Source organism: Algoriphagus winogradskyi (assembly GCF_900182815.1).
GTDB lineage: Bacteria > Bacteroidota > Bacteroidia > Cytophagales > Cyclobacteriaceae > Algoriphagus > Algoriphagus winogradskyi.
The window spans coordinates 289434-308984 of record NZ_FXUA01000001.1 but is presented as its reverse complement, the minus strand read 5'-3'; the positions used below and the strand labels follow the sequence as shown (position 1 = coordinate 308984).

General features: G+C 39.2%; 13 protein-coding genes. 1 reads left to right on the top strand and 12 read right to left on the bottom strand.

The window, feature by feature from the left end; genetic code table 11:
• Positions 1 to 9: 9 nt before the first annotated feature.
• The 5 genes from QOL76_RS01360 to QOL76_RS01340 form a co-directional block, all read right to left on the bottom strand.
• On the bottom strand, positions 10 to 3081 hold the full coding sequence (locus tag QOL76_RS01360) for a SusC/RagA family TonB-linked outer membrane protein (protein WP_283411227.1): 3072 nt from the start codon (positions 3079 to 3081) through the stop codon (positions 10 to 12).
• Positions 3082 to 3588: 507 nt separating this feature from the next.
• Positions 3589 to 5259, bottom strand: a complete 1671-nt coding sequence (locus tag QOL76_RS01355) for a RagB/SusD family nutrient uptake outer membrane protein (protein ID WP_283411226.1) — start codon at positions 5257 to 5259, stop codon at positions 3589 to 3591.
• Positions 5260 to 5265: 6 nt separating this feature from the next.
• Positions 5266 to 8283 carry a SusC/RagA family TonB-linked outer membrane protein gene (locus QOL76_RS01350; protein ID WP_283411225.1) on the bottom strand — a complete coding sequence of 1006 codons (3018 nt, stop codon included), beginning with the start codon at positions 8281 to 8283 and terminating at the stop codon, positions 5266 to 5268.
• Between the two features lie 486 nt (positions 8284 to 8769).
• Entirely contained in the window at positions 8770 to 10116 is a 1347-nt protein-coding gene (locus QOL76_RS01345; RefSeq protein ID WP_283411224.1) for a Gfo/Idh/MocA family protein, read from the bottom strand.
• Positions 10117 to 10130: 14 nt separating this feature from the next.
• Entirely contained in the window at positions 10131 to 11513 is a 1383-nt protein-coding gene (locus QOL76_RS01340) for a 3-keto-disaccharide hydrolase (RefSeq protein WP_283411223.1), read from the bottom strand.
• 344 nt (positions 11514 to 11857) lie between these two features.
• Here QOL76_RS01340 and QOL76_RS01335 point away from each other — a divergent pair, with 344 nt between their 5' ends.
• Positions 11858 to 13021, top strand: coding sequence for a THUMP domain-containing class I SAM-dependent RNA methyltransferase (locus tag QOL76_RS01335; protein ID WP_283411222.1), 1164 nt, complete (start codon positions 11858 to 11860; stop codon positions 13019 to 13021).
• Positions 13022 to 13083: 62 nt separating this feature from the next.
• Here QOL76_RS01335 and QOL76_RS01330 read toward each other — a convergent pair whose 3' ends face one another.
• The 7 genes from QOL76_RS01330 to QOL76_RS01300 all read right to left on the bottom strand — a co-directional run bounded on the left by QOL76_RS01330 (position 13084) and on the right by QOL76_RS01300 (position 19491).
• Complete coding sequence (locus QOL76_RS01330) at positions 13084 to 14595, bottom strand: DUF4301 family protein (protein WP_283411221.1); 1512 nt, start codon at positions 14593 to 14595, stop codon at positions 13084 to 13086.
• Positions 14596 to 14668: 73 nt separating this feature from the next.
• On the bottom strand, positions 14669 to 15547 hold the full coding sequence (locus QOL76_RS01325) for a 5-oxoprolinase subunit C family protein (protein ID WP_283411220.1): 879 nt from the start codon (positions 15545 to 15547) through the stop codon (positions 14669 to 14671).
• A complete protein-coding gene (gene pxpB / locus QOL76_RS01320) occupies positions 15544 to 16239 on the bottom strand; it encodes a 5-oxoprolinase subunit PxpB (protein WP_283411219.1) in 696 nt (231 codons plus the stop codon). Before pxpB ends, QOL76_RS01325 begins: the two co-directional genes overlap by 4 nt.
• Positions 16236 to 16955, bottom strand: a complete 720-nt coding sequence (locus tag QOL76_RS01315; protein WP_283411218.1) for a LamB/YcsF family protein — start codon at positions 16953 to 16955, stop codon at positions 16236 to 16238. Before QOL76_RS01315 ends, pxpB begins: the two co-directional genes overlap by 4 nt.
• Before the next feature lie 62 nt (positions 16956 to 17017).
• Complete coding sequence (locus tag QOL76_RS01310) at positions 17018 to 17527, bottom strand: YdeI/OmpD-associated family protein (protein ID WP_283411217.1); 510 nt, start codon at positions 17525 to 17527, stop codon at positions 17018 to 17020.
• 64 nt (positions 17528 to 17591) lie between these two features.
• Complete coding sequence (locus tag QOL76_RS01305) at positions 17592 to 19037, bottom strand: hybrid sensor histidine kinase/response regulator (RefSeq protein WP_283411216.1); 1446 nt, start codon at positions 19035 to 19037, stop codon at positions 17592 to 17594.
• A 10-nt stretch (positions 19038 to 19047) separates the two neighbouring features.
• A complete protein-coding gene (locus QOL76_RS01300) occupies positions 19048 to 19491 on the bottom strand; it encodes a response regulator (protein ID WP_283411215.1) in 444 nt (147 codons plus the stop codon).
• Between the last annotated feature and the right edge of the window lie 60 nt (positions 19492 to 19551).

Here is a 19551-nt window from a genome sequence, read left to right as displayed (position 1 = left end):
ATTTTAGGCTTACAATGTGACGTCAATTCCAAGTGTGAAATATCTTGGGATTGGTCCAGAATTCTCCGGATCCCAGAAATCCCACTCAGGAGCAAAGAAACCTACATTTCTTATGTTTCCGTAAACACGTACGTTAGTCATTTTTGCCTTCTCAGTCAAATGCTTAGGGAAGTTGTATCCCATGGAGATGTTTTCCAGACGGATAAATGATTTCTTGCGATAGATACTATATCCACCAGCACTACCTTCACTGGAGTTTAGTCTAGCCCATTCGTTATTTGGATTCTCTTCAGTCCAATAAGGGGTCACATAAGAACTTGTTCTATCTAAGAAACCATCTCTATTTTTCATTTGGTTGAAAGAACCTTCATGACCCCAATAGGAATACATCATAAAAGAGATGTCAAGGTTTTTGAACAGATTAAACTCATTTCTTAAGCTCCAACGGAAACGTGGCTCAGTATATCCCTGGAATTGTCTGTCTGCATTGGTGAATTTACCATCACCATCTACATCTACCACTTTATAGTCACCTGGTTTTACCCCGTAGTCTGCAGCAGCATCTGCTTCATTTGATTGCCAAATACCGTCAGTCTTGTAATTCCAAATCTGATCAATTGCATGACCTATGAACCACCCGTTACTTGGGTCATCCAATTCTTTTCCATTTTCATCCAAATCACCATATAGACTAACAATCTCATTTCTGTTTAACTGAAAATTAGCAGTAGTTCTCCAGCTAAAGTTGTTTCTCTCATAATTGGTAGAATTCAAAGTGAGCTCGAAACCTTGGTTATCAACTTGACCTAGGTTATCCCAAACAAAGTTGAATCCAAGGAAATCAGGCAAACTTCTTTCTACTAGCAAATCTCGAGTAGACATTTTGTACATCTCCAAGGTACCGGTAAGCCTAGTTTTGAGTACAGAAAAATCAATACCTAAGTTGAAAGATTCAGTTCTTTCCCACTGTAGGTTGCTGTTTTGCATTCTATTCACGTATAGCTGGTTTACTAAGTATAGCTCTCCACTTGGTCTTTGATAGAAGTACTTACCAGTATTCAAATCAGAAAGGGCCACATATCTACCGATATCTCTATTACCATTACTACCCCAAGAAAAACGCATTTTTCCGAAATCCAACCAATCTATATTGATGAAGTTCTCATCAGAGAAAACCCATCCTAAAGCTGCAGAATAGAAAAGAGCTCTTGGGTTACTCTGTCCAAATGCAGAATAACCATCTCTTCTAACAGATAGCGTAGTAGTATATTTGCCATCGTAAGAATATATCAAACGACCCATAAGGGCATCACCTGTACTATATTCGTCATTACTAGAGATAATTGGGTTAATACCGCCACCAATATTATGGTATCCAAGTCTATCGTGAGGCTCAAATCCGTTGTTTGTCATGGTGTTATCCCAAGACTGGAATTTCTCAGCATTGATCAGAAAAGTACCATTGAAATCATGCTTCTCAGCAAAAGTTTTCTGCCAAGTCAAGATATTGTCAATTTGCCAGTAGTATTCTTTTCGTTGTCTTCTAGAGGCAATTCCTCCTGATGCACCCCAAACTTCATGGTCAGCAGATTGGTGATTGAAGTATTCATAATACTCGAATCTAGGAGTAAAGTTAGTTCTGAAATTGAAACCGAATGGCAACTTGATGGCTGCAAATACAGTTGAGTTGATGTTTACATCTCTATCGGTTCTATCAATATAGGTTCTGTCATAGAAAGGGTGTGTTCCACCACTTTGCTCGTCATTTGGTCTCCATCTATATGTTCCGTCTTCGTTAAATTCCGATGCCCATGGAGATAGAGTCCTGTAAAGCCCCCAGCTCACTGGTACGTTACTTTCGTCCTGGGTTGCAAACTGCACATTCATTCCGACAGAAAGCCATTTGTTTACTTTGCCTTCCAGATTGATTCTAGTACGGATGGTTTCATATTGATCACCAATGATGATGCCTTCATTATTAAGATAACCGACTGACCAATAATAGTTGAAATTCTCATTTCTGCCGGATAGACTTACAGTATAATCTTGTCTGAATCCGGTCTGGAATATCTTATCTCTCCAATCTACAGAATTACCATTCTTGTAATTCTCTATTTCAACTGGCTGCATGTTAAGTCTTTGTAGCCAAACAGTCACTGGGTCTCCTGAGGATCCGTCATAGGCCATCCATTGCTCTAGTGAAATGTCACTTGGTAAGGTTCTAGGATCAGAGAATTCGTATGGATCATAGCCACCAGCATTAATACTTTTGAATACGTCTTCTCTCCAGCTAATAAATTCATCAGGGCCATACACATCAGGGAAAGTAGCCATAGTTGCAAGGCCAGAATTCGCATTGAACTTGATAGTTGGTTTTCCAATGGTTCCTTTTTTAGTTGTAATAAGTATTACACCATTGGCAGCTTTAGCACCGAAAACGGCTGCGGCACTGGCATCTTTAAGTACTTCAAGGTTGTCGATATCATTAGGGTTAATATCGGCAAGCTCCCCATAATAGATAGCTCCATCCAAAACTAGTAGAGGAGAGTTTCCAGCATTTAGGGAAGTTTGACCTCTCACTTGAAGTGATCCGCCTCCTTTTGCTGAAGTACTGATTCCTACATTCAATCCAGCGGCATTACCTCTTAGTATATCCTGGACCGAATTCGGGTTTTCATTTTCTAATTTATTAGGGTTCACAGAGGATACAGCACCGGTGACATCTCGCTTTTTTGCTGTACCATATCCGATCACTACTACTTCTTCAAGATCAGAAGTGTTTGGGTTCATGATCAAGTCAATGACTGACTGATTTCCGATCTCTCTTTCGATAGGATCATATCCTATAAAAGAGAAAACCAACACACCATCTCGGGTAGCGCTTATGGAATATTTTCCATCTAGATCTGTAGTGGTGCCAGTTGTAGTTCCTTTAAGTAAGACTGTTACGCCAGGTAAAGGCATGTCTGTTTCGTCTAAAACAGTTCCAGTGATTTGTACCTCCTGAGCATGCGCCATGGTGACGCTAATACACAGAGAAAATACAATCAACCAGAGGCTTTTGTAAATTTTGTACCGCATAAGTAGTGGGTTAATTGTTATAATATAATTTGACTAAAGTGTTAATATTACATTTAAGAAACATTAACTTTCTAAAGTATAATAATATGGAGCAAAAGCCCTACTACTCTGCAAGAAATTTAGCGCAATCGATTTCGGTGGATTTGGCAGCGTTTTGGAGACTTGTAATATGAATTGTATTAGTTATAGATGTTATTTAAACTATTAGTAATAGCATCCTGTAGATTCAAATGTTTGAATTTACAGTCTTTTTCTTGATGAGATTCATCAGTTCAAGCCCCCGTATTGAAGAATATATTCCAAAAAAATAATATGTAGAACCTACTGATTTATAAATTGAAAATAAAGTTATAATAAGCTTAGTTAAACTATGTTTAATTGCTAAATATTAGAAGGTGTATTTATTCTATTGATTTAAATTAAGTTATTTATGACAAAATAAAAAAGAGCTACCGTGGATTCCATGGTAGCTCTTTACATATTATATTCTGTTTATTTAGAAATTACTTAATAACCTGGGTTTTGAGGGAATGCAGTGGAGGTACCTTCAGCCCGGTCAATTTGATTTTGAGGAATAGGTCTCAAAGTATGAAATGCTTGAATATTTGGAGCTCCCTGCGGATTATACATCTTTACTCGCTCTACTAATATTCCCCATCTTTTCAGATCCAACCATCTAGTCTGCTCACCGATTAGCTCTCTTGCACGCTCTTCAGTAATGAATTCAAACGTCAATTCAGATTGGGAAATTTCCATTTCAGCTTCTTTACCAGGAAATGCTGCTCTTCTTCTTACTACATTAATGTTTTCAGTAGCCAAGCCAAGTTTTCCTTGTCTGAATTGCGCTTCTGCAAGAAGTAGGTAAGTATCAGCAAGACGCATAGCAATGTAATCTCGTCCTCCTTCAAATTGAGTACGATCAACGCGTCCCGGATCTTTTTGCTTCTTCATAGCAGGGAACAATCTCTCTGTGTAAAACTCTGGAGTTAGGACTTGGTATGAATACTTTGCACGCTCAGCTTCCGACATATTGTAACCAGGTAACCAGATAGCGGTATCTCCTTGGGCAAATGTAACGGATGCTTTGGATTTGTCGAATGTAGTATTGAACGTACCAGGGTTGTTTGATAGGAAGACATCCTGGTAAGTGTTTTTATATCTAGAATCATTTACACGGTCTGCAAAGATGGTGTTTAACGTGTAATCAGTAGACTTATAACGTTTGAATGGTCGTCCATTTTCTATATCTCTTATCATACCCGGCTGCACGTCGTATTCCATCAAGAAGAACACATGTGAGTTATTTCCTCCGCCATTAGTCAAAGGATCTCTAGTATATTGAGTAGACCAGATTACTTCATTGTTGATTTCGTTTCCAAAAGCATGAACGTCTCCAAAATTCGGAAGTAATTCAAATCCATAATTACTGATCACGTTCTGTAAGTTGGTCTCTGCTTTAGAATAATCAGAAGATTCTCCAGCTTCAGATGTGGCTTTAGTGAGATAAACTCTACCCAACAGATGTTCTGCAGCAGGACGAGTAGCTCTGCCATAATCTGAAGATCTTTCTTTAGCTTCTAGGTTAGGAATCGCTTCTTCCAGATCTTTAATTATAGCTGCATAGACTGCCGACACAGGCGCTCTTGTGACTACTTTTGTAGGAACTGCTGTCTCTTCAAGTTGTAAATCCAATGCTCCGAAAAGCTGAACCAAAATGAAGTAATGATGAGCTCTAATAAATTTGGCTTCAGCAACTCGTTGGTCAATAAGAGCTTGAGAGATACCAGTAAGGTTGGCAGATCGATCTATTACTGCATTACAGGTATTTATGCCTCTATAGAATTCATCCCACAATTCACGAGCATGACCATTCTGTGAGTCAAATTGATTCGTGTATGTATTCATGAATTTCCATGACCCATCCGCACCATTTGTAAAGATATCCGTGCCAAATATTGTAAAGTTATTACCTCTTTCGGTACCATACCATGCTCTTACAGTACTATAGGCAGCGTTGATGCCATCATTCATCCCTTTTGGGGTGTTCAAATAATCGTTACCAATAGGAGAAACAACATCTTCTTCTAGAAACCCATCGCAGGATGCTGCGAATGAAAGTCCAACGATAAGGGCTGAGGATTTTGCCCAGTATTTTATATTTTTTGCTAGTTTTTTCATGATTGATTAGAATTTAGCATTGATACCAAATGTATAAGAAGTGACAGCTGGGGATACGTTAGAATTAACAATACCTCCACCTACACCTTGCTCGCCATCGATAAATACTTCTGGATCGATTCCTTTGTGCTCAGAGCGGTAGTTAGCAAATATAAATGGCTGCTGAATACTTGTATAAATTCTCAAGCTTGTCATCCCGATCTTCTTAGCGGCTTCTGGTGAGAAATTATAACCAAAGTTGATGTTTCTTACTTTGATGAATGTACCGTCAAAATATTCCATTGAACTTGCATATTTCGCACTTTCTTGGTTCACATTTGGTCTTGGATAGGCATTGGTTGGGTTGTTAGGAGTCCAGTAATCAACATCCAAATTGTTATATCTACCAGCAAGTGAATTGTTTTGAGTATGGAATTGAGATCTAAGCATAGAGCCGAATCTTCCATAAAGGAAGAATGACAAATCAAATCCTTTAAAGCTAAATCTGTTTGTGAAACCCATTGCAAAATCGGCCACTGCAGAACCTAAGAATTGTCTATCAAGTGAATTGATTACTCCATCATTGTTGAAGTCTTCAATTTTGATTTCACCCGGAACACTTCCGTATGACTTAGCCTCATCGATTTCGGATGTTTGCCAGATGCCTATCTTTTTCAAGTCATAGAATATCGTCAATGGCTGACCAATAAATCTACCTGCCGAGATGTCATCACCATTTGGTAAGGAAATAATTTCTTCCGTGTTTTTGGTGAAAATGATGTCAGAAGACCAGGTAAAGTCTCCTTTTTCTACATTTAGAGTAGAAATAGTCAATTCAACACCACGGTTTTGAGTTTCACCAATGTTGGTTGTGAAACCACCGAATCCGATAGAATTAGGAAGTGGCTGTGGTGCAAGTAGATCACTGGTATTCGTGACGTAATATTCTATGGATCCAAATACTCTACTTTTCCAAAGTGCAAAATCCAATCCTAAGTTGAGAGTAGTAGAAGTCTCCCATCTCAAATCAGGGTTACCAATCGTATTTGGTCTATAACCAAAGGCAGCAGTGTTGTCATAAGCATAGCTCGTTCTGCCAAGTAAGGCTTGCGTTTGGTATGGGTTAATCGCTTGGTTACCGATAGAACCATAGGAAGCTCTAAGCTTCAATTGATCTATAGTGCTAGAGTTTTGCATGAATGATTCAGAATGAATATTCCAACCAAGGGCAACTGAAGGGAAGTAAGCAAATCTATTATTTGCTCCAAATCTAGAGCTACCATCAGCTCTCAATGTTGCGGTTACTAGGTATTTGTTTTTGAAGTCATAGTTGACTCTACCCATGAACGACATAAGAGACCATTCTACAAGGTTTGTATTAGCACCGGTAATTTGTGATGCATCTCCCAATCTATGGTATAGCTGAGACTCTGCTGGTATACCTAAAACGGAGATAGTGCTTTGTTCAAATTTATCTCGCTGAATTGATTGTAGACCTGTGATGTTTAAGTTGTGAACATCATTGAAGGTTTTAGTGTAGGTCAAGATATTTTCAAATGTATAATTGAAAGTAAATCTATCATCTACGCTACCTGTAGCAGCTCCACCACGTCTAGAATTAGTCTGTGAACCTGTGAATCGGCCATTTCTGCTTATCGTAATGTCTGGGCCAAATACCATTCTATAGCTAAGGCCAGGAAGGATGTCATACTGAGCAAAAATACTGTTGAAGATTCTATAATTTTTAGTCAAATCCGACTGTGCACCTGGTACAATTTCTGCAAATGGGTTTGTTCTTAATCCATCTTGAGTAGGAAGGAAAATTAAGTTTCCTTCATCATCATAAGGTTTCCCAAGTGGATTCTCTGCAAGAGCACCTCCCAAAGGATTGAAGTTTTCTCCATTTCGCTCACTATAAGTGACAAGTGTAGAAGTTCCGAATTTGATGTTTTTCGTGATCTTGTGATCAATATTTGCTCTAAAGGTATAGCGGGTATAATCTTGATTGATGATTACACCTTCATCTTTGAAGTAGTTACCTGAAACGAAGAAAGTGGTTTTATCACTACCACCACTAATTCCTAATTGGTAGCTTTGAATAGAACCGTTTCTTAATAACCCAGCAGGGTAATCTGTAGTTCTTCCTTGAGCAATGCCATCAAGTTCTACTGGCTCAAATATTGAAGCATCTGCTTCAGGAGTAGCAGGACCTTCAGGGTAGCCTTCACCCGCTCTACGAGATTCTCTTTTGTATTCAGCAAATTCAGGACCGTTGAAAACATCAATTCTTCCTAGCTCCTTGTTAATTCCATAGTAAGCATCTAAGGATACTACGGTTTTACCTACAGAACCTCTCTTTGTAGTAATCAACACTACACCGTTTGATCCTCTAGATCCATAGATAGCAGTAGCAGAGGCATCCTTCAAGACTTCCATCGAAGTAATATCCTGAGGGTTGATGTCGTCAATTCCCCCGGCAAGTGGAATTCCATCTACTACATAAAGTGGCTCATTCGAAGCGTTGAATGATCTTCTACCTCTAATTCTAACTTGAGGAGCTGATCCTGGCTTGGATCCTGGCTGTGTCACATCGACACCTGCTGCACGTCCTTGTAGTGCTTGTCTAGCATCAGTAATAGGAAGTTCACCTATTTCTTTTGAGCCCACTGAGGAGATAGCTCCTGTTAACTGACTCTTTTTAGCCGTTCCGTAACCGACAACCACCACTTCCTCCAGATCTGATAGGTCAGGAGTCAGATTCACATCAATTACAGACTGGTTGCCTATTACTATTTCTGTAGGGTTGTAACCAATAAAAGAGATAATAAGAGTGCCATTTGATGGAGCTGAGATGGAATATTTTCCATCTAAGTCTGATGTGGTTCCGGTGGTTGTACCTTTTACAAGGATGGTAGCACCCGGTAGGGGCTGACCTGTTTCATCGTAAACTGTACCACTAACTTGTGCGTTTTGCGCATATCCATGTGTTATGGATAGCAGCACAAAAAGTAGTACACTTAAATAAGTGTAAATTTTTGGCTTCATAATTTTAGGTTTTGTTAAAAGAAAATTAGGTTTCTGATTCTATACTTAAGAATACAACCTATTTGGTTGAAACTCAGAATATACAATCTGTAGTTAAGGTATGATTTTAAAGATAATTTCTTTTAATAAACCCCGGCTTTATTTTACGCAATCGATTGCGCTATGTTAATGGTTTAATGTTTCTTTGATTGGTCTATATCTACGTTAATCGGGTAAAATAACCCTTTTTAGATGCGCAATGATTGCCTATTTCTAACTTTTTAATTCAGGTTTCAAAACGCTTTACCTTATAAAAATTAACTTTTCGGTCTAAAATCAATAGCAAGTTGTTAACCTAGAAATCCTAATAAATCACTATGCAGATTTTTATCTGATTTTAATTAAAAAAAGGCCAGCTAAGCTGACCTTCTTTCATACTTATATAGTGTCATTTGAAAAATTATTTGTTAATAATAATAAACTTATATAAATAATTTAACAAACATATCAAACCTTCGGGGGTTCCCAACCTTTTTCATACGATCTAGTCCAAAGCGCTGATGCTTTCTTAGAATTTTTTATATGCCCATTGCTTGGGTCACAAATGAGATTCTCTCCAGTTCTATAGCTAATATTGGCCAAATGGCAAAGAAGGGTACTGACTGCTCCTTCTTCAATGTTGGAGTTTTGCTTTTCTAATCCACGAACCGCATTGAAAAAATTCACAATGTGAATCGTACTCATGTCTCCACCGCCTCCAAGTGCCGTACCAGCTTCATTGCCTCCAGATAGATTTCTTTTCACTTCTTTCCCTGATCTGTCGAATTGCTTGTAGCCTCCTCGGTCAACATAAACTGAACCTTCAGTGCCGTAAATGATTGTTCCTCTGTCTGATCCGTAGGTTTTATAGCTATTTCTGCTTTTACCATCCCATTGGATTACCGATCCATCTCCGAATTTAAACGTAGCGTCCATCGTATCATACATCACCCAGCCATCTTCAGCAAAGTGACGCTTGTCAGCTGTAACCAAAACTTCACTTGGATAATCTACCTGAAGTGCCCAGCGCGCTACATCAAGTTCATGAGTTGCATTATTTCCTGTTTCAGCCGTTCCATATTCCCAGCCATACCAGTGCCAATTGTAGTCCCATGTGTCATGCGTATAGGCTCTTCTTGGTGCTGGACCTTGGAACATTTCCCAGTCTAAACCTGCTGGTGCAGGCGCTGCGACAGGATTTGGGACGGCTCCTCTATTGTTGCTATAAAAAGCTTTTGCCATGAATGCTTTGCCTATCGCTCCGTCATGAATGGCTTTAATGATTTCCCGGCTTTCAGGAGCAGAGCGCTGCTGATTTCCCATTTGCACTACTTTGTTATACTTCTTCTGCAGAGCAATCAGCAATTCACCTTCATGTGGATTATGAGAACACGGTTTTTCCACATAAACATTTTTGCCACGCTCCAAAGCAAGCCATGTACCTGGTGCATGCCAGTGATCGGGTGTCGCGATGATCATACAGTCCACCTCCTTGTCATCCATTACTTTCATGACATTTTGTTCGAGTTTAGGAGCGTAATCTATATGCTTCGAGAAATTCTTTGCAGCCTTTGGCATCTGCGATTCCATGGCATCACAGAGATACATCAGATTTACATTGCTGGATTTCAAACCAATAGGTTCATAATAAGCTCCAAGGCGTCTTCCTAAACCAGCAATGGCAACATTTAAACGATCATTTGCTCCTATGATATTTGCGTATGACTTAGCGGAAAAAGCGGCTGTACCCAAGGCAGAGAATCCCACAGTGGCAGCAGCAGATTTTTTGATAAAGTCTCTTCTGTTGTTCTTCATAATTGATTTTGGGTTTATTTCAAGCTCTTGATTTTAATGTTTTTGAAGCTTACGTCATTTCCATGATCTTGAAGAAGAATATGTCCTTCTGTTGCTTCGCCAAAGTTTTCCCACTTCGCATACTTACTTATTGCCACTAAGTCTCGGTATTCTTGCGATCCTCTTACATACTCTACTACTTTCACACCATTTAAGTAATGAGCCACCTTATTGTCTGGAGTCACAACCACCCGGCCTTTATTCCATTCTCCGATTGGTTTAACAAATCGTGGTTGTTTATCCGCTTTGATTAAGTCATAAAGGGAAGCTAAAGTTCGATTGCCATCTCTACCCATTTTTGCATCTGGGTGCTTTTCATCATCCAAAACCTGGTATTCAAGTCCTATGGCAGAGCCTTTATTTCCCTCGGAAAGGGTTACGAAATATTTCACACCAGAGTTAGCTCCTTCGGTTAGTCTAAATTCAAAGGCTAAATCAAAAGCTGAAAATTTTTCTGTAGTTACAATATCACCGGCATTGGTAGATTCTCCTCCATCTGATGCAGCGATTGACAAGATGCCATCATTTACAGACCAGCCATGCTCAGGAAAAGTTTCTTTATATGCACCTCTCCAGCCATCAGAATTTTGACCGTTGAAAAGCAGCTTCCATCCATTGTTTTTTTCGTATTCAGTTAGAGAATTCAGGCTATTGTTCACTACGAAAATATCCTTGTCAAAAGCTTTTGACTCAAGGTTTTCTGTTTGAATTTTTACATTTTTAAATGTGGTTTTTCTACCAGCATCTTCTGGATTACGAATACTATGCACTTGCAAACCTATAAAGCCGCTTTTGTCCATATCATCTACTACGTAAGCCACTGGTTGACCATTCACCCAGGTTTTGATTTCATCACCTATAGCTTCGATTCTATAATGGTTGAATTCACCCATTTTAAAAGCAGTTTTTGCTTCAGGATTCAGATCAAGAGGGTAAAGCCATCCTCTTCTCGCTTCGTCATATAATCCACCTGACCATGCTCTTTCCGAAGGATCAGCTTCGATTTGGTAGCCATAAACTAGGCCTTTTCCATCTCTCGCCGCTGGGTCAAATTGGCCACGAGTCATCACTCCGGAATTGCTGGAAAGGTGCTCGATTTTGAGATCAAGTTCCAGAATATAATCTCCGTAAGTCTCCTCAGTAATCAGAAATGTGTTAGGAGAATCGGCAACCGCAGAGCCTACGATAGTTCCATCTACTACTTCAAATGTGGCAGTACCCGCAACTGTTTTCCAACCGCTTAGGTCTTTACCATTAAATAATTCAGTCCAACCATCGTCCACTTTTTGTTCGCTAGCACAGCTAGCCAGAGTGATTGAGGTAAGTAAAACCGCGAATAGATTTCGGGTATATTTCATAATGTTGTGATATTATTGTTCAATATAAAATTCAAGATTTAGTGCGATTGCAGCAAACGCAATCTTGTTAAGTTACGCAATCGTTTGCGAGTATGCCTTCCAAAATCATTGACTATCAATGCTGAAAATATTATGGAATGTATTTGTTGATCTTTAATCTGCTTATTTTTTGAATTATAATGGTCAGATGGAATGCCTTAAGCAATCATCCTGAGGTTTATGAAGCCTTCTCATAGGCATTTCATCAGGATATTATTTGACTTTACTAGGTCTGATGGAATCTCACATAGAATAATCATTACTTCGCATCACTTTTAGTTGTGCTCGATTTGTTACTTTTGCGCATGCTTGATTTTAATCTCAAAGGAAAAGTTTTTGTCACCTGTAAGGATCGCTCAGTTTCTTATTTGGAAAAGGAAGTTCGTGAATTAGGATTCGTGCCTGAAGCTGTCACTAGGACAGGCATAGAACTAAAGGCGACCATGGAAGAATGCATGGATCTCAATCTGTACCTAAGAACTGCCTCCCAGGTGCTATATGAAATCAAATCTTTTTACTTGAGAAATGCGGATGATATCTACCGTAGATTCAAAGCGATTCCTTGGGAAGACTACCTGGATGTAGATGGGTATTTCTCGGTAAATTCTGTTGCAGAAAATGAAAGTATCACTACTCCATTGATTGTAAATGTCAAGGTGAAAGATGCTATTGTTGATCGCTTCCGTGAAATAAAGGGACGTAGACCAGATTCTGGTTCAGATTTTAATGGCTTGGTTTTTCAGGTTTATTGGAAAGAAACCCAGTGTTCGGTTTACATCAATACTTCTGGAGATACTTTAGCCAAGCATGGCTATCGCAAAATTCCTGGAAAAGCACCGATGATGGAGGCTTTGGCGGCAGCGACGATATACGCTACTGAGTGGAATACCCGAGTTCCTTTTATCAATCCTATGTGTGGTTCTGGGACTTTGGCAATCGAAGCGGCGCTGATGGCGACTAAACGCTATCCAGGGCTTTACAGAGACCATTATTCTTTCCAGCATATTTTGGGATATGATGAGCAGGCTTTTTTAGCAAAGAAAAAGAAGCTCGAAAGTAAAATCATGGAGCTTCCTGATCTCAAGATCATTGCCTCTGATATTTCTCTTCAAGCGATTTCTTTTGCCCAGGAAAATGCAATCACAGCAGGAGTGGATCACATGATAGAATTTCAGGTTTGTGATTTTGCAGAAACCGAAATACCTGAACGTCCACGTGGAGTGATCATGTTCAACCCAGAATATGGCGAAAGGCTAGGGGAGAACGATGAGCTGCAATTGACTTACAAAAGAATGGGGGATTTCCTCAAGCAGAAATGTGCAGGATACAGAGGCTATATTTTTACGGGGAATCTTGAATTAGCCAAAAAAATAGGGTTGAAAGCAAGTCGTAGAATTGAGTTTTGGAATGGCACTATTGACTGCCGCTTGCTAAAATACGATTTGTACGAGGGCAAAAAAGAAGAATAAATTCAGAAAGCTGAAATCTGAAATCTGAAATTTTCAGACTTTAGACTTCAGCTTTTTAACTTTTATTGATGTTCGTCTCTTAGAAGGTCATTCACTGTCTTCACAGGATTGAAAGTAATCAGCGGAACTTCCACGAAGATGGTATTCCAGCCTGACATTGCACCATTCCAAAGTCCAGGTAGTTCCAGCGCTTTAAGGTCTTTGCCACTTTTGGATTTCTCCGTGATAAATCCAGTCATCATATCTCTGTATTGTAGCAAGTCAAAAGACTCACCTTTGTAATTTCTGGTAGCGCATACCAAATCAACTGGGTTGAAGTGGGTAGCGGAGTTGAAATGTTCTTTTGAAGCTGGATCATTCAGGTCGATCTGGGCAGTTTCTAAGATTTGAAGTGATTGGAACCCATCTTCTTCTTTGACCCAAAAAGGACCTCCGCCAGGCTCTCCAGTATTTTTCACCATTCCACATATACGAATTGGACGGTTGAGTTTGACTTTTAGAAAGGCAGCTTTTGCTTCAATGGAGAGGTGTGAAAAATCTTCTGGTACTTTCACTCCCAAAGCTTGTGTCAATACGTCTTCTGCTTTTGACACTGATTCCTCATTTTCTTCCTTATCCAGCGCATGTAGGGACTCAAAGACTTTTTCCTGAGCTTCCAGCAGCATTCCACCTATTGCCATTTTGTAGGTTTTAGTTTCGTCTTTTAAGCGATCAGGAACTACATTATCCACGTTTTTGATAAAGATCAGATCTGCAGAAACCTCATTTAGGTTTTCCAGTAAAGCTCCATGACCAGCTGGTCTGAAGAGTATACTGCCATCCTCTTCAGTAAATGGGCTGTTATCCGTATTTACGGCAATGGTATCAGTCGATTTCTTCTGCTGAGAGTAGCTGATTTCGAAATTTACTCCGAATTCTTTCTCAATTCTAGGTAGAATTTTCTCTATTTCAGCTTTGAATTTTGGAGCATGCTCCGGAGAAACTGTGAAATGTATTTTTACTATCGATCCTTTTCCAATTGCATATTGAACTCCTTCGATCAGATGCTCATAAGCAGGAGTTCTTCGTCCATCTTTATAACGATGGAATTTCAATAAGCCTTTCGGCAAGTTTCCATAGCCTAAGCCTTCATCCAAAAGTAGCGCTGCCAAAATGCTTTTATAATCTTTGGTGTCTAGCGCATGATATATGCTACTTCCCTGACTTTCCAGGACTTCATCCAGATCCTCGTAGAAGGCGAACTTCTCTATGTTATTCATGAATTTCCGTACAAACGCAGATTTGCTGATATCTCCATCTCCTTCCAGAAAAGCGAAAAGATCCTTGAACATCCGTGAGGCAGCTCCACTCGCAGGTACAAATTTCAATACCTCTATCTGAGCAGCCTTCTCAGGATAAGTCGCAAGATGATGGTTCAACTCTTTATCAGTCAATACCTTGATGCCGTCTCCTGGCGTGGCAGGGGCGGTGATTTTTAAAAAGGGAAAGCCGTTTTCGAAATGTTGAATTTGTTGTGCTACAGTATCAGGGTTCATTCCCTGTCCAATAATTTGTTCTTTTAAGCTATTATCCATCTGGTCTATTGTCAATGTAAAAGTGTAAGATAGTAGGGAAAATGACTTTCCTCAAGAGGGAAAGCCGTTTTTTTTAGGAGAATGTTTTTAAGGAAAACTTTATTTTTTCCTTTGGTTTTTTTTGAGCGAGAATCGAAATAGCCTGTTCTTCGAGCTGTAGAATTCTAGGATAACCACCGGTGACTTGAGCGTCTTTCATTAACACAAGTAATTTGCCTCCCGAGGTAAGCTGAACTGTTCCTGGAAAAACCGGTGCGGTAGCCATTTCGGGAAGGGAATTTGGAAGCAATTCATTCAATTGAATTGCCATTCTGTTTTTTAAATCTGAGACTGTGAACTCGTAGGAATCTAGTATTTCCTTTGACTGTTTACTTAATAATTCCCATTCTGGGCCTGGATAAGCATCTATGACTTTTTCCTGTATCCAATTTATATTCCATTTGACTTTGGAAGAAGTAGAGGCCGGCACCTCTTTATAGGTGAAGTATGGAATTCTCAGCTCTTTCTTTGCGAAATCAGACTGGGTTATTCCACTATAGAAACTTCTGGATTGCATTACTTTCTCGGTTTGAAAGCCATATTTTATTCCTAAATAGAGCACAGCTCCAATTTCCATAGCGCCTATTTCCAATAGATCATTTGCTTGAATTGGCAGTAAGCCAGGATTAGAAAGAACTTTTCCATTTAGCTTTGCAGATGCTCTGGCACCAGCAAGATAAATCATAGTAGGCGAATCAAATTGCACTTTTAACCCTGGCTGACAGATTTCAAGTGCCGCATCAGAATCTTTATTTTGAAGAAGATGATTAACCCAAACAAATGAACGTAAATCCAGTGCCCCTGAATTGGGAATACCAAATTGAGAAAATCTCACTCTACCTAAATCCTGAACTGAGGTTCCCGGGGCAGTTTTTAAAATTTTCATATAGCCGATATCCCTTTCCGGTTTCATCTGAATTTCGGTTTCATTGGATGTCTTTTTAACCGATCGAATTCCAGGATAGAAATGGGTGTGAATTCAATTCTTTCTCCTACAGAAGCGAAAACTGGCCTCGCTTGATCTGCATCAAACATAGTTATTGGAGTTTGCCCGATCAAATGCCATCCACCGGGACTGGACGACGGGTAGATTCCTGTTTGCGCTCCACCGATTGCTATAGAACCTACAGGTACTTCTCTGTCAGGGACCACTTTTCTTGCTGTATGAAGGATTTTTGGAAGTCCGTTTAAGTACATGAACCCGGGTAAAAACCCATAGAAATGAAGCCGATAAAGTGGTTTCGAATGAAGAGCTATTAATTCTGCTACAGTTACCTGTTTTGCCTTTGCTAAAGCTTCCAGGTCTCGACCAGTTTGGTCAGCATAGCAAACAGGAATTTGCCAAATCTTCTGTGGAAGGGGGATAGTTGATTCTTCTATTGAAAAAGAGTTGAGCCAATTTTTGATTTCAATATATACAAGCGGTATTGAAAATAGAGCTGATAAGGTTTTGAATCCCATTCGTAGCTCACATAGGTTAGTGCTAAATTCTTTTTCGAACGCCGATTTGAAGCTTAGTTGCTGTTGGAGTAATAGGTCGGACACATTGGATTCCCATTCAAATTCAAACAACAAAGGAGAGATTTGTTTGAGCTTTGGCTTCATTTCCAGAATTTTTTTCGGATTCTTGGCAAAAAGTCCTGAATACCTGGATTATCTCCATGGAAGCAAATTGTATCTGGATGGAAGGGAAGTTTTTTACCGGAATCAGATAGTAGATAGCCGTTTTCAAATAATGATTTTAGTGGCGGAGAGATCTCACTTTCTGAAATCAAATGAGATCCAAATACAGACCTTGGAACCAATTGGTAATTGTCCAAGTACCTTCTGTCCCCAAAAACCTCTACTCGTTGATGCAATTTTTTTTGCTGAATAAACTTTTCCAATTCAGAATATGGAGGAGCAAATATGGGCGTATTGTGGAAATGAGTCGCGATAAAGTCAGTGAGGCTATCCGCCATTTCGGCGTTTGCTGCAGCTTCATTGTATAGCGCACCATGAAATTTGATGTGATCCATAGCAATTCCAGATTTCTCAGCCAATTGCTCAAATTTCAGTATTTGAACCAATATTGACTTCTTAAGATCTTTATCGGGAAGCTTCATAGTTTTTCTCCCAAAATTCTTTTGATCCGGATAGGAGGGATGAGCACCTACTTTCTTCTTAAATCTCAAAGCTAATTCCAAGCTTTCATTGATCGAGTTTTCATCCCCAAAGTGCCCCCCACAAGCGATGCTGGCTGTATCTATGTATTGAAAGATCTGTTCTTCGTTTGGTATGCCTTCTCCTAAATCACAATTTATTTCTGGCAGTTTCTTCATTATTGGGGTAAAAATTGAGTGAAATTCAAAATACAAAAAGTAAGCAAAGGCAGCGCGTATTATTACAACTTATTGTAATACTTTATCATCTCATTCAGTTGTTTGTAGTCTAGCTTACCTTGGACAAGTTTGAGATGATGGATAATTGCAAGTGCTTTCCTCATTCGACTTTCGGGACTTTTTACCTTAGTCACCGTATACACCATCATTCGTTGCTTGCCTGGAGTCAGACTTTTGAAAAACGAAGCACCTTCTTCATCCTGATCCATGAGGACTTGAAGTTCCTCTGGCATTTCATGACCGTATTCGCTGGTATCGCTATCTATTTTTAGCTGAAAAGTTGAATTTTCATTTAGATTGAAACGCTTACGCAAATCTTGATTAACCAACACATACCAATAGTCCTTAGCTTTCATCAACGCCATATGAAATGGCCCTTCACTTTTAATCCATACCAAAACACGGCGATTATGTGCTTCCATTAGTTGACTTGAGATTTCACTAGGAATAGGCACGTGGTATTGCCAATGATTAAACTCAAAAGCTGCTAATTTCCCTTGGAATTCTCTCATTAAAAGTCATTCGTTTTGCAGGTATTAAAGGCGAGTTGTTTTAAATCGATGATGCTATGAAAAATTAACTAGGAAGGTTGAAAGTGATTAAGAAAGAAGTGCCTTTTCCAACTTCACTTTTGACACGAATGGATCCACCGTGACTTAAAATAATGTTTTGGGTATTAGTTAGTCCAAGGCCCGAACCAGTAGCTTTGCTGGTAAAGAAGGGTTCGAAAAGTCGTTCTAGGTTTTCTTTCGGAATACCTTCACCATTATCCTTGATCTCGATTCGGCATTGATTTTCTTTAATTGAAGTTTTTAATATAAGCTTTCCTCCTTTTTCCGGAATGGCTTCTATGGCATTTACAATAAGGTTTATTAATGCAATTTTAATTTTATCGCCATCTACACTAATGTCGCAGATATCCGTTTGATATAGTTTTTGGATGGTAATTCCTTTAAAATCAATCCGGTCGTTCACATGCTCCAGCGCTTCATCTAACAGTGTGTTTATTGAATGGTTTTTGGCGTCCAGTTCTGTGAATCTTGTGCTGTCCAACAATTGAGTTACCAGGTGATTTATTCTGTCGCAATTCCTGCGTATAACGTCTATCAAATCTCCACTTTCTAACAAAACGGACTCAGGGAGTTCCATATGTAGCTGATCAGCAGAAAGGAGAATGGTGGTCAAAGGATTTTTTACCTCATGGGCTAGTAACCTTGCAATTCTACCGGTAGAGGAGAATTTCTTAAGGTTTAGTTCCTCTTCCTCTTTCGCTTTGATTGCACTTAAGTCTTTAATAAGTACTTGGTATATATTTACATCTTGCTTTACTATACTGATCAAGCTATTGATCGAATGGCCATGCTCAATGGTCAGCAAAGCTTCCATATCGTATAGCTCCTCACCATTTAAAAATAACTGCTCTAACTCTTGGCGAGAAGATTCTTCAGGTAATAAATCTTTGAAGTAATAAGTTTCACCCGAGTTTTGGGTATCTACTTTAAATCCAAATTTTTTCTGAAAGGCAGGATTGACTTCTAATATTTCACCTTCATAATCCATTAATAGAAATGGATCGGTAGCGAGCTCAAATATTGACCTAAACTTGACAGCCGCGCTTGATAAAGACTCCATCAAATGAGAATCTCGAATAGCATACTTCAGCGTTCTGTCTAGCGTCTGCGCATCAAATTCACCTTTAACTAGGTAATCTGACACACCTAGATTAAGTGCTTCTTTGTCGATATTACCAGTACTCATACCCGTAAGCATGATTACTGGAGCATGTTTTCTTATTGAATGTATTTCGCGGATAAGCTCTAACCCAGTGTCCTTTCCTAATCTGTAGTCAACTAAGTATAGGTCGAAATTTTGATTGAGTTTTAAACTGGCCTCCTCAAGACTGGTAGCTCCTTCTAATTCATAGACTGTGTCAGTAATTCTCTTTAGGAGAGTAGATGCCAGCAAAATATCATCTGGATCATCATCCACGTAAAGTATTTTTATATTCTTTCCGGTAAACATGTTTTTATGATTAGTCTGGTAACAAAACAGTTTTCGACCAATAATTTTCAATTTCTTCAGTGACTCTTACTAATTCTTCAAATGATCCTGGTTTGGTGATGAAGCTACTTGATCCCATTTTATAGGTGATCTGAATATCATCAAGGTTACTGGACGTAGTGAAAATTATGACAGGAATCGACTTCAGATCCTCACATCTTTTGATCTCTGCAAGAGCTTCTTTACCACCAACTCTTGGCATATTAAGATCTAGGAGAATAATATCTGGTCGAGGGTACTTCAGCAGATCATTGTATGGCGCGACGCGCTTTAAATATTTCAAGAGAGCCTCACCATCCTCCACACAAGTGACTTTTTCCTTTGGTAAAGTCCTCTCAAAGGCTTTAAGGATTAATAATTTATCATCTTCATCATCTTCTGCGACTAAGATTTGGATAGGTTTCTCGAAGGACATGAGCATAAAGTCTTGAATGAACAAGGGTTAGATTCTGATGAAAAGATAAGTATGATTTTT

What these genes read in the sequence shown, in the direction of transcription:
- QOL76_RS01360 (WP_283411227.1), bottom strand. Translation starts at nt 3,081, where the DNA reads ATGCGGTACAAAATTTACAAAAGCCTCTGGTTGATTGTATTTTCTCTG.
- QOL76_RS01355 (WP_283411226.1), bottom strand. Translation starts at nt 5,259, where the DNA reads ATGAAAAAACTAGCAAAAAATATAAAATACTGGGCAAAATCCTCAGCC.
- QOL76_RS01350 (WP_283411225.1), bottom strand. Translation starts at nt 8,283, where the DNA reads ATGAAGCCAAAAATTTACACTTATTTAAGTGTACTACTTTTTGTGCTG.
- QOL76_RS01345 (WP_283411224.1), bottom strand. Translation starts at nt 10,116, where the DNA reads ATGAAGAACAACAGAAGAGACTTTATCAAAAAATCTGCTGCTGCCACT.
- QOL76_RS01340 (WP_283411223.1), bottom strand. Translation starts at nt 11,513, where the DNA reads ATGAAATATACCCGAAATCTATTCGCGGTTTTACTTACCTCAATCACT.
- QOL76_RS01335 (WP_283411222.1), top strand. Translation starts at nt 11,858, where the DNA reads ATGCTTGATTTTAATCTCAAAGGAAAAGTTTTTGTCACCTGTAAGGAT.
- QOL76_RS01330 (WP_283411221.1), bottom strand. Translation starts at nt 14,595, where the DNA reads ATGGATAATAGCTTAAAAGAACAAATTATTGGACAGGGAATGAACCCT.
- QOL76_RS01325 (WP_283411220.1), bottom strand. Translation starts at nt 15,547, where the DNA reads ATGAAACCGGAAAGGGATATCGGCTATATGAAAATTTTAAAAACTGCC.
- pxpB (WP_283411219.1), bottom strand. Translation starts at nt 16,239, where the DNA reads ATGAAGCCAAAGCTCAAACAAATCTCTCCTTTGTTGTTTGAATTTGAA.
- QOL76_RS01315 (WP_283411218.1), bottom strand. Translation starts at nt 16,955, where the DNA reads ATGAAGAAACTGCCAGAAATAAATTGTGATTTAGGAGAAGGCATACCA.
- QOL76_RS01310 (WP_283411217.1), bottom strand. Translation starts at nt 17,527, where the DNA reads ATGAGAGAATTCCAAGGGAAATTAGCAGCTTTTGAGTTTAATCATTGG.
- QOL76_RS01305 (WP_283411216.1), bottom strand. Translation starts at nt 19,037, where the DNA reads ATGTTTACCGGAAAGAATATAAAAATACTTTACGTGGATGATGATCCA.
- QOL76_RS01300 (WP_283411215.1), bottom strand. Translation starts at nt 19,491, where the DNA reads ATGTCCTTCGAGAAACCTATCCAAATCTTAGTCGCAGAAGATGATGAA.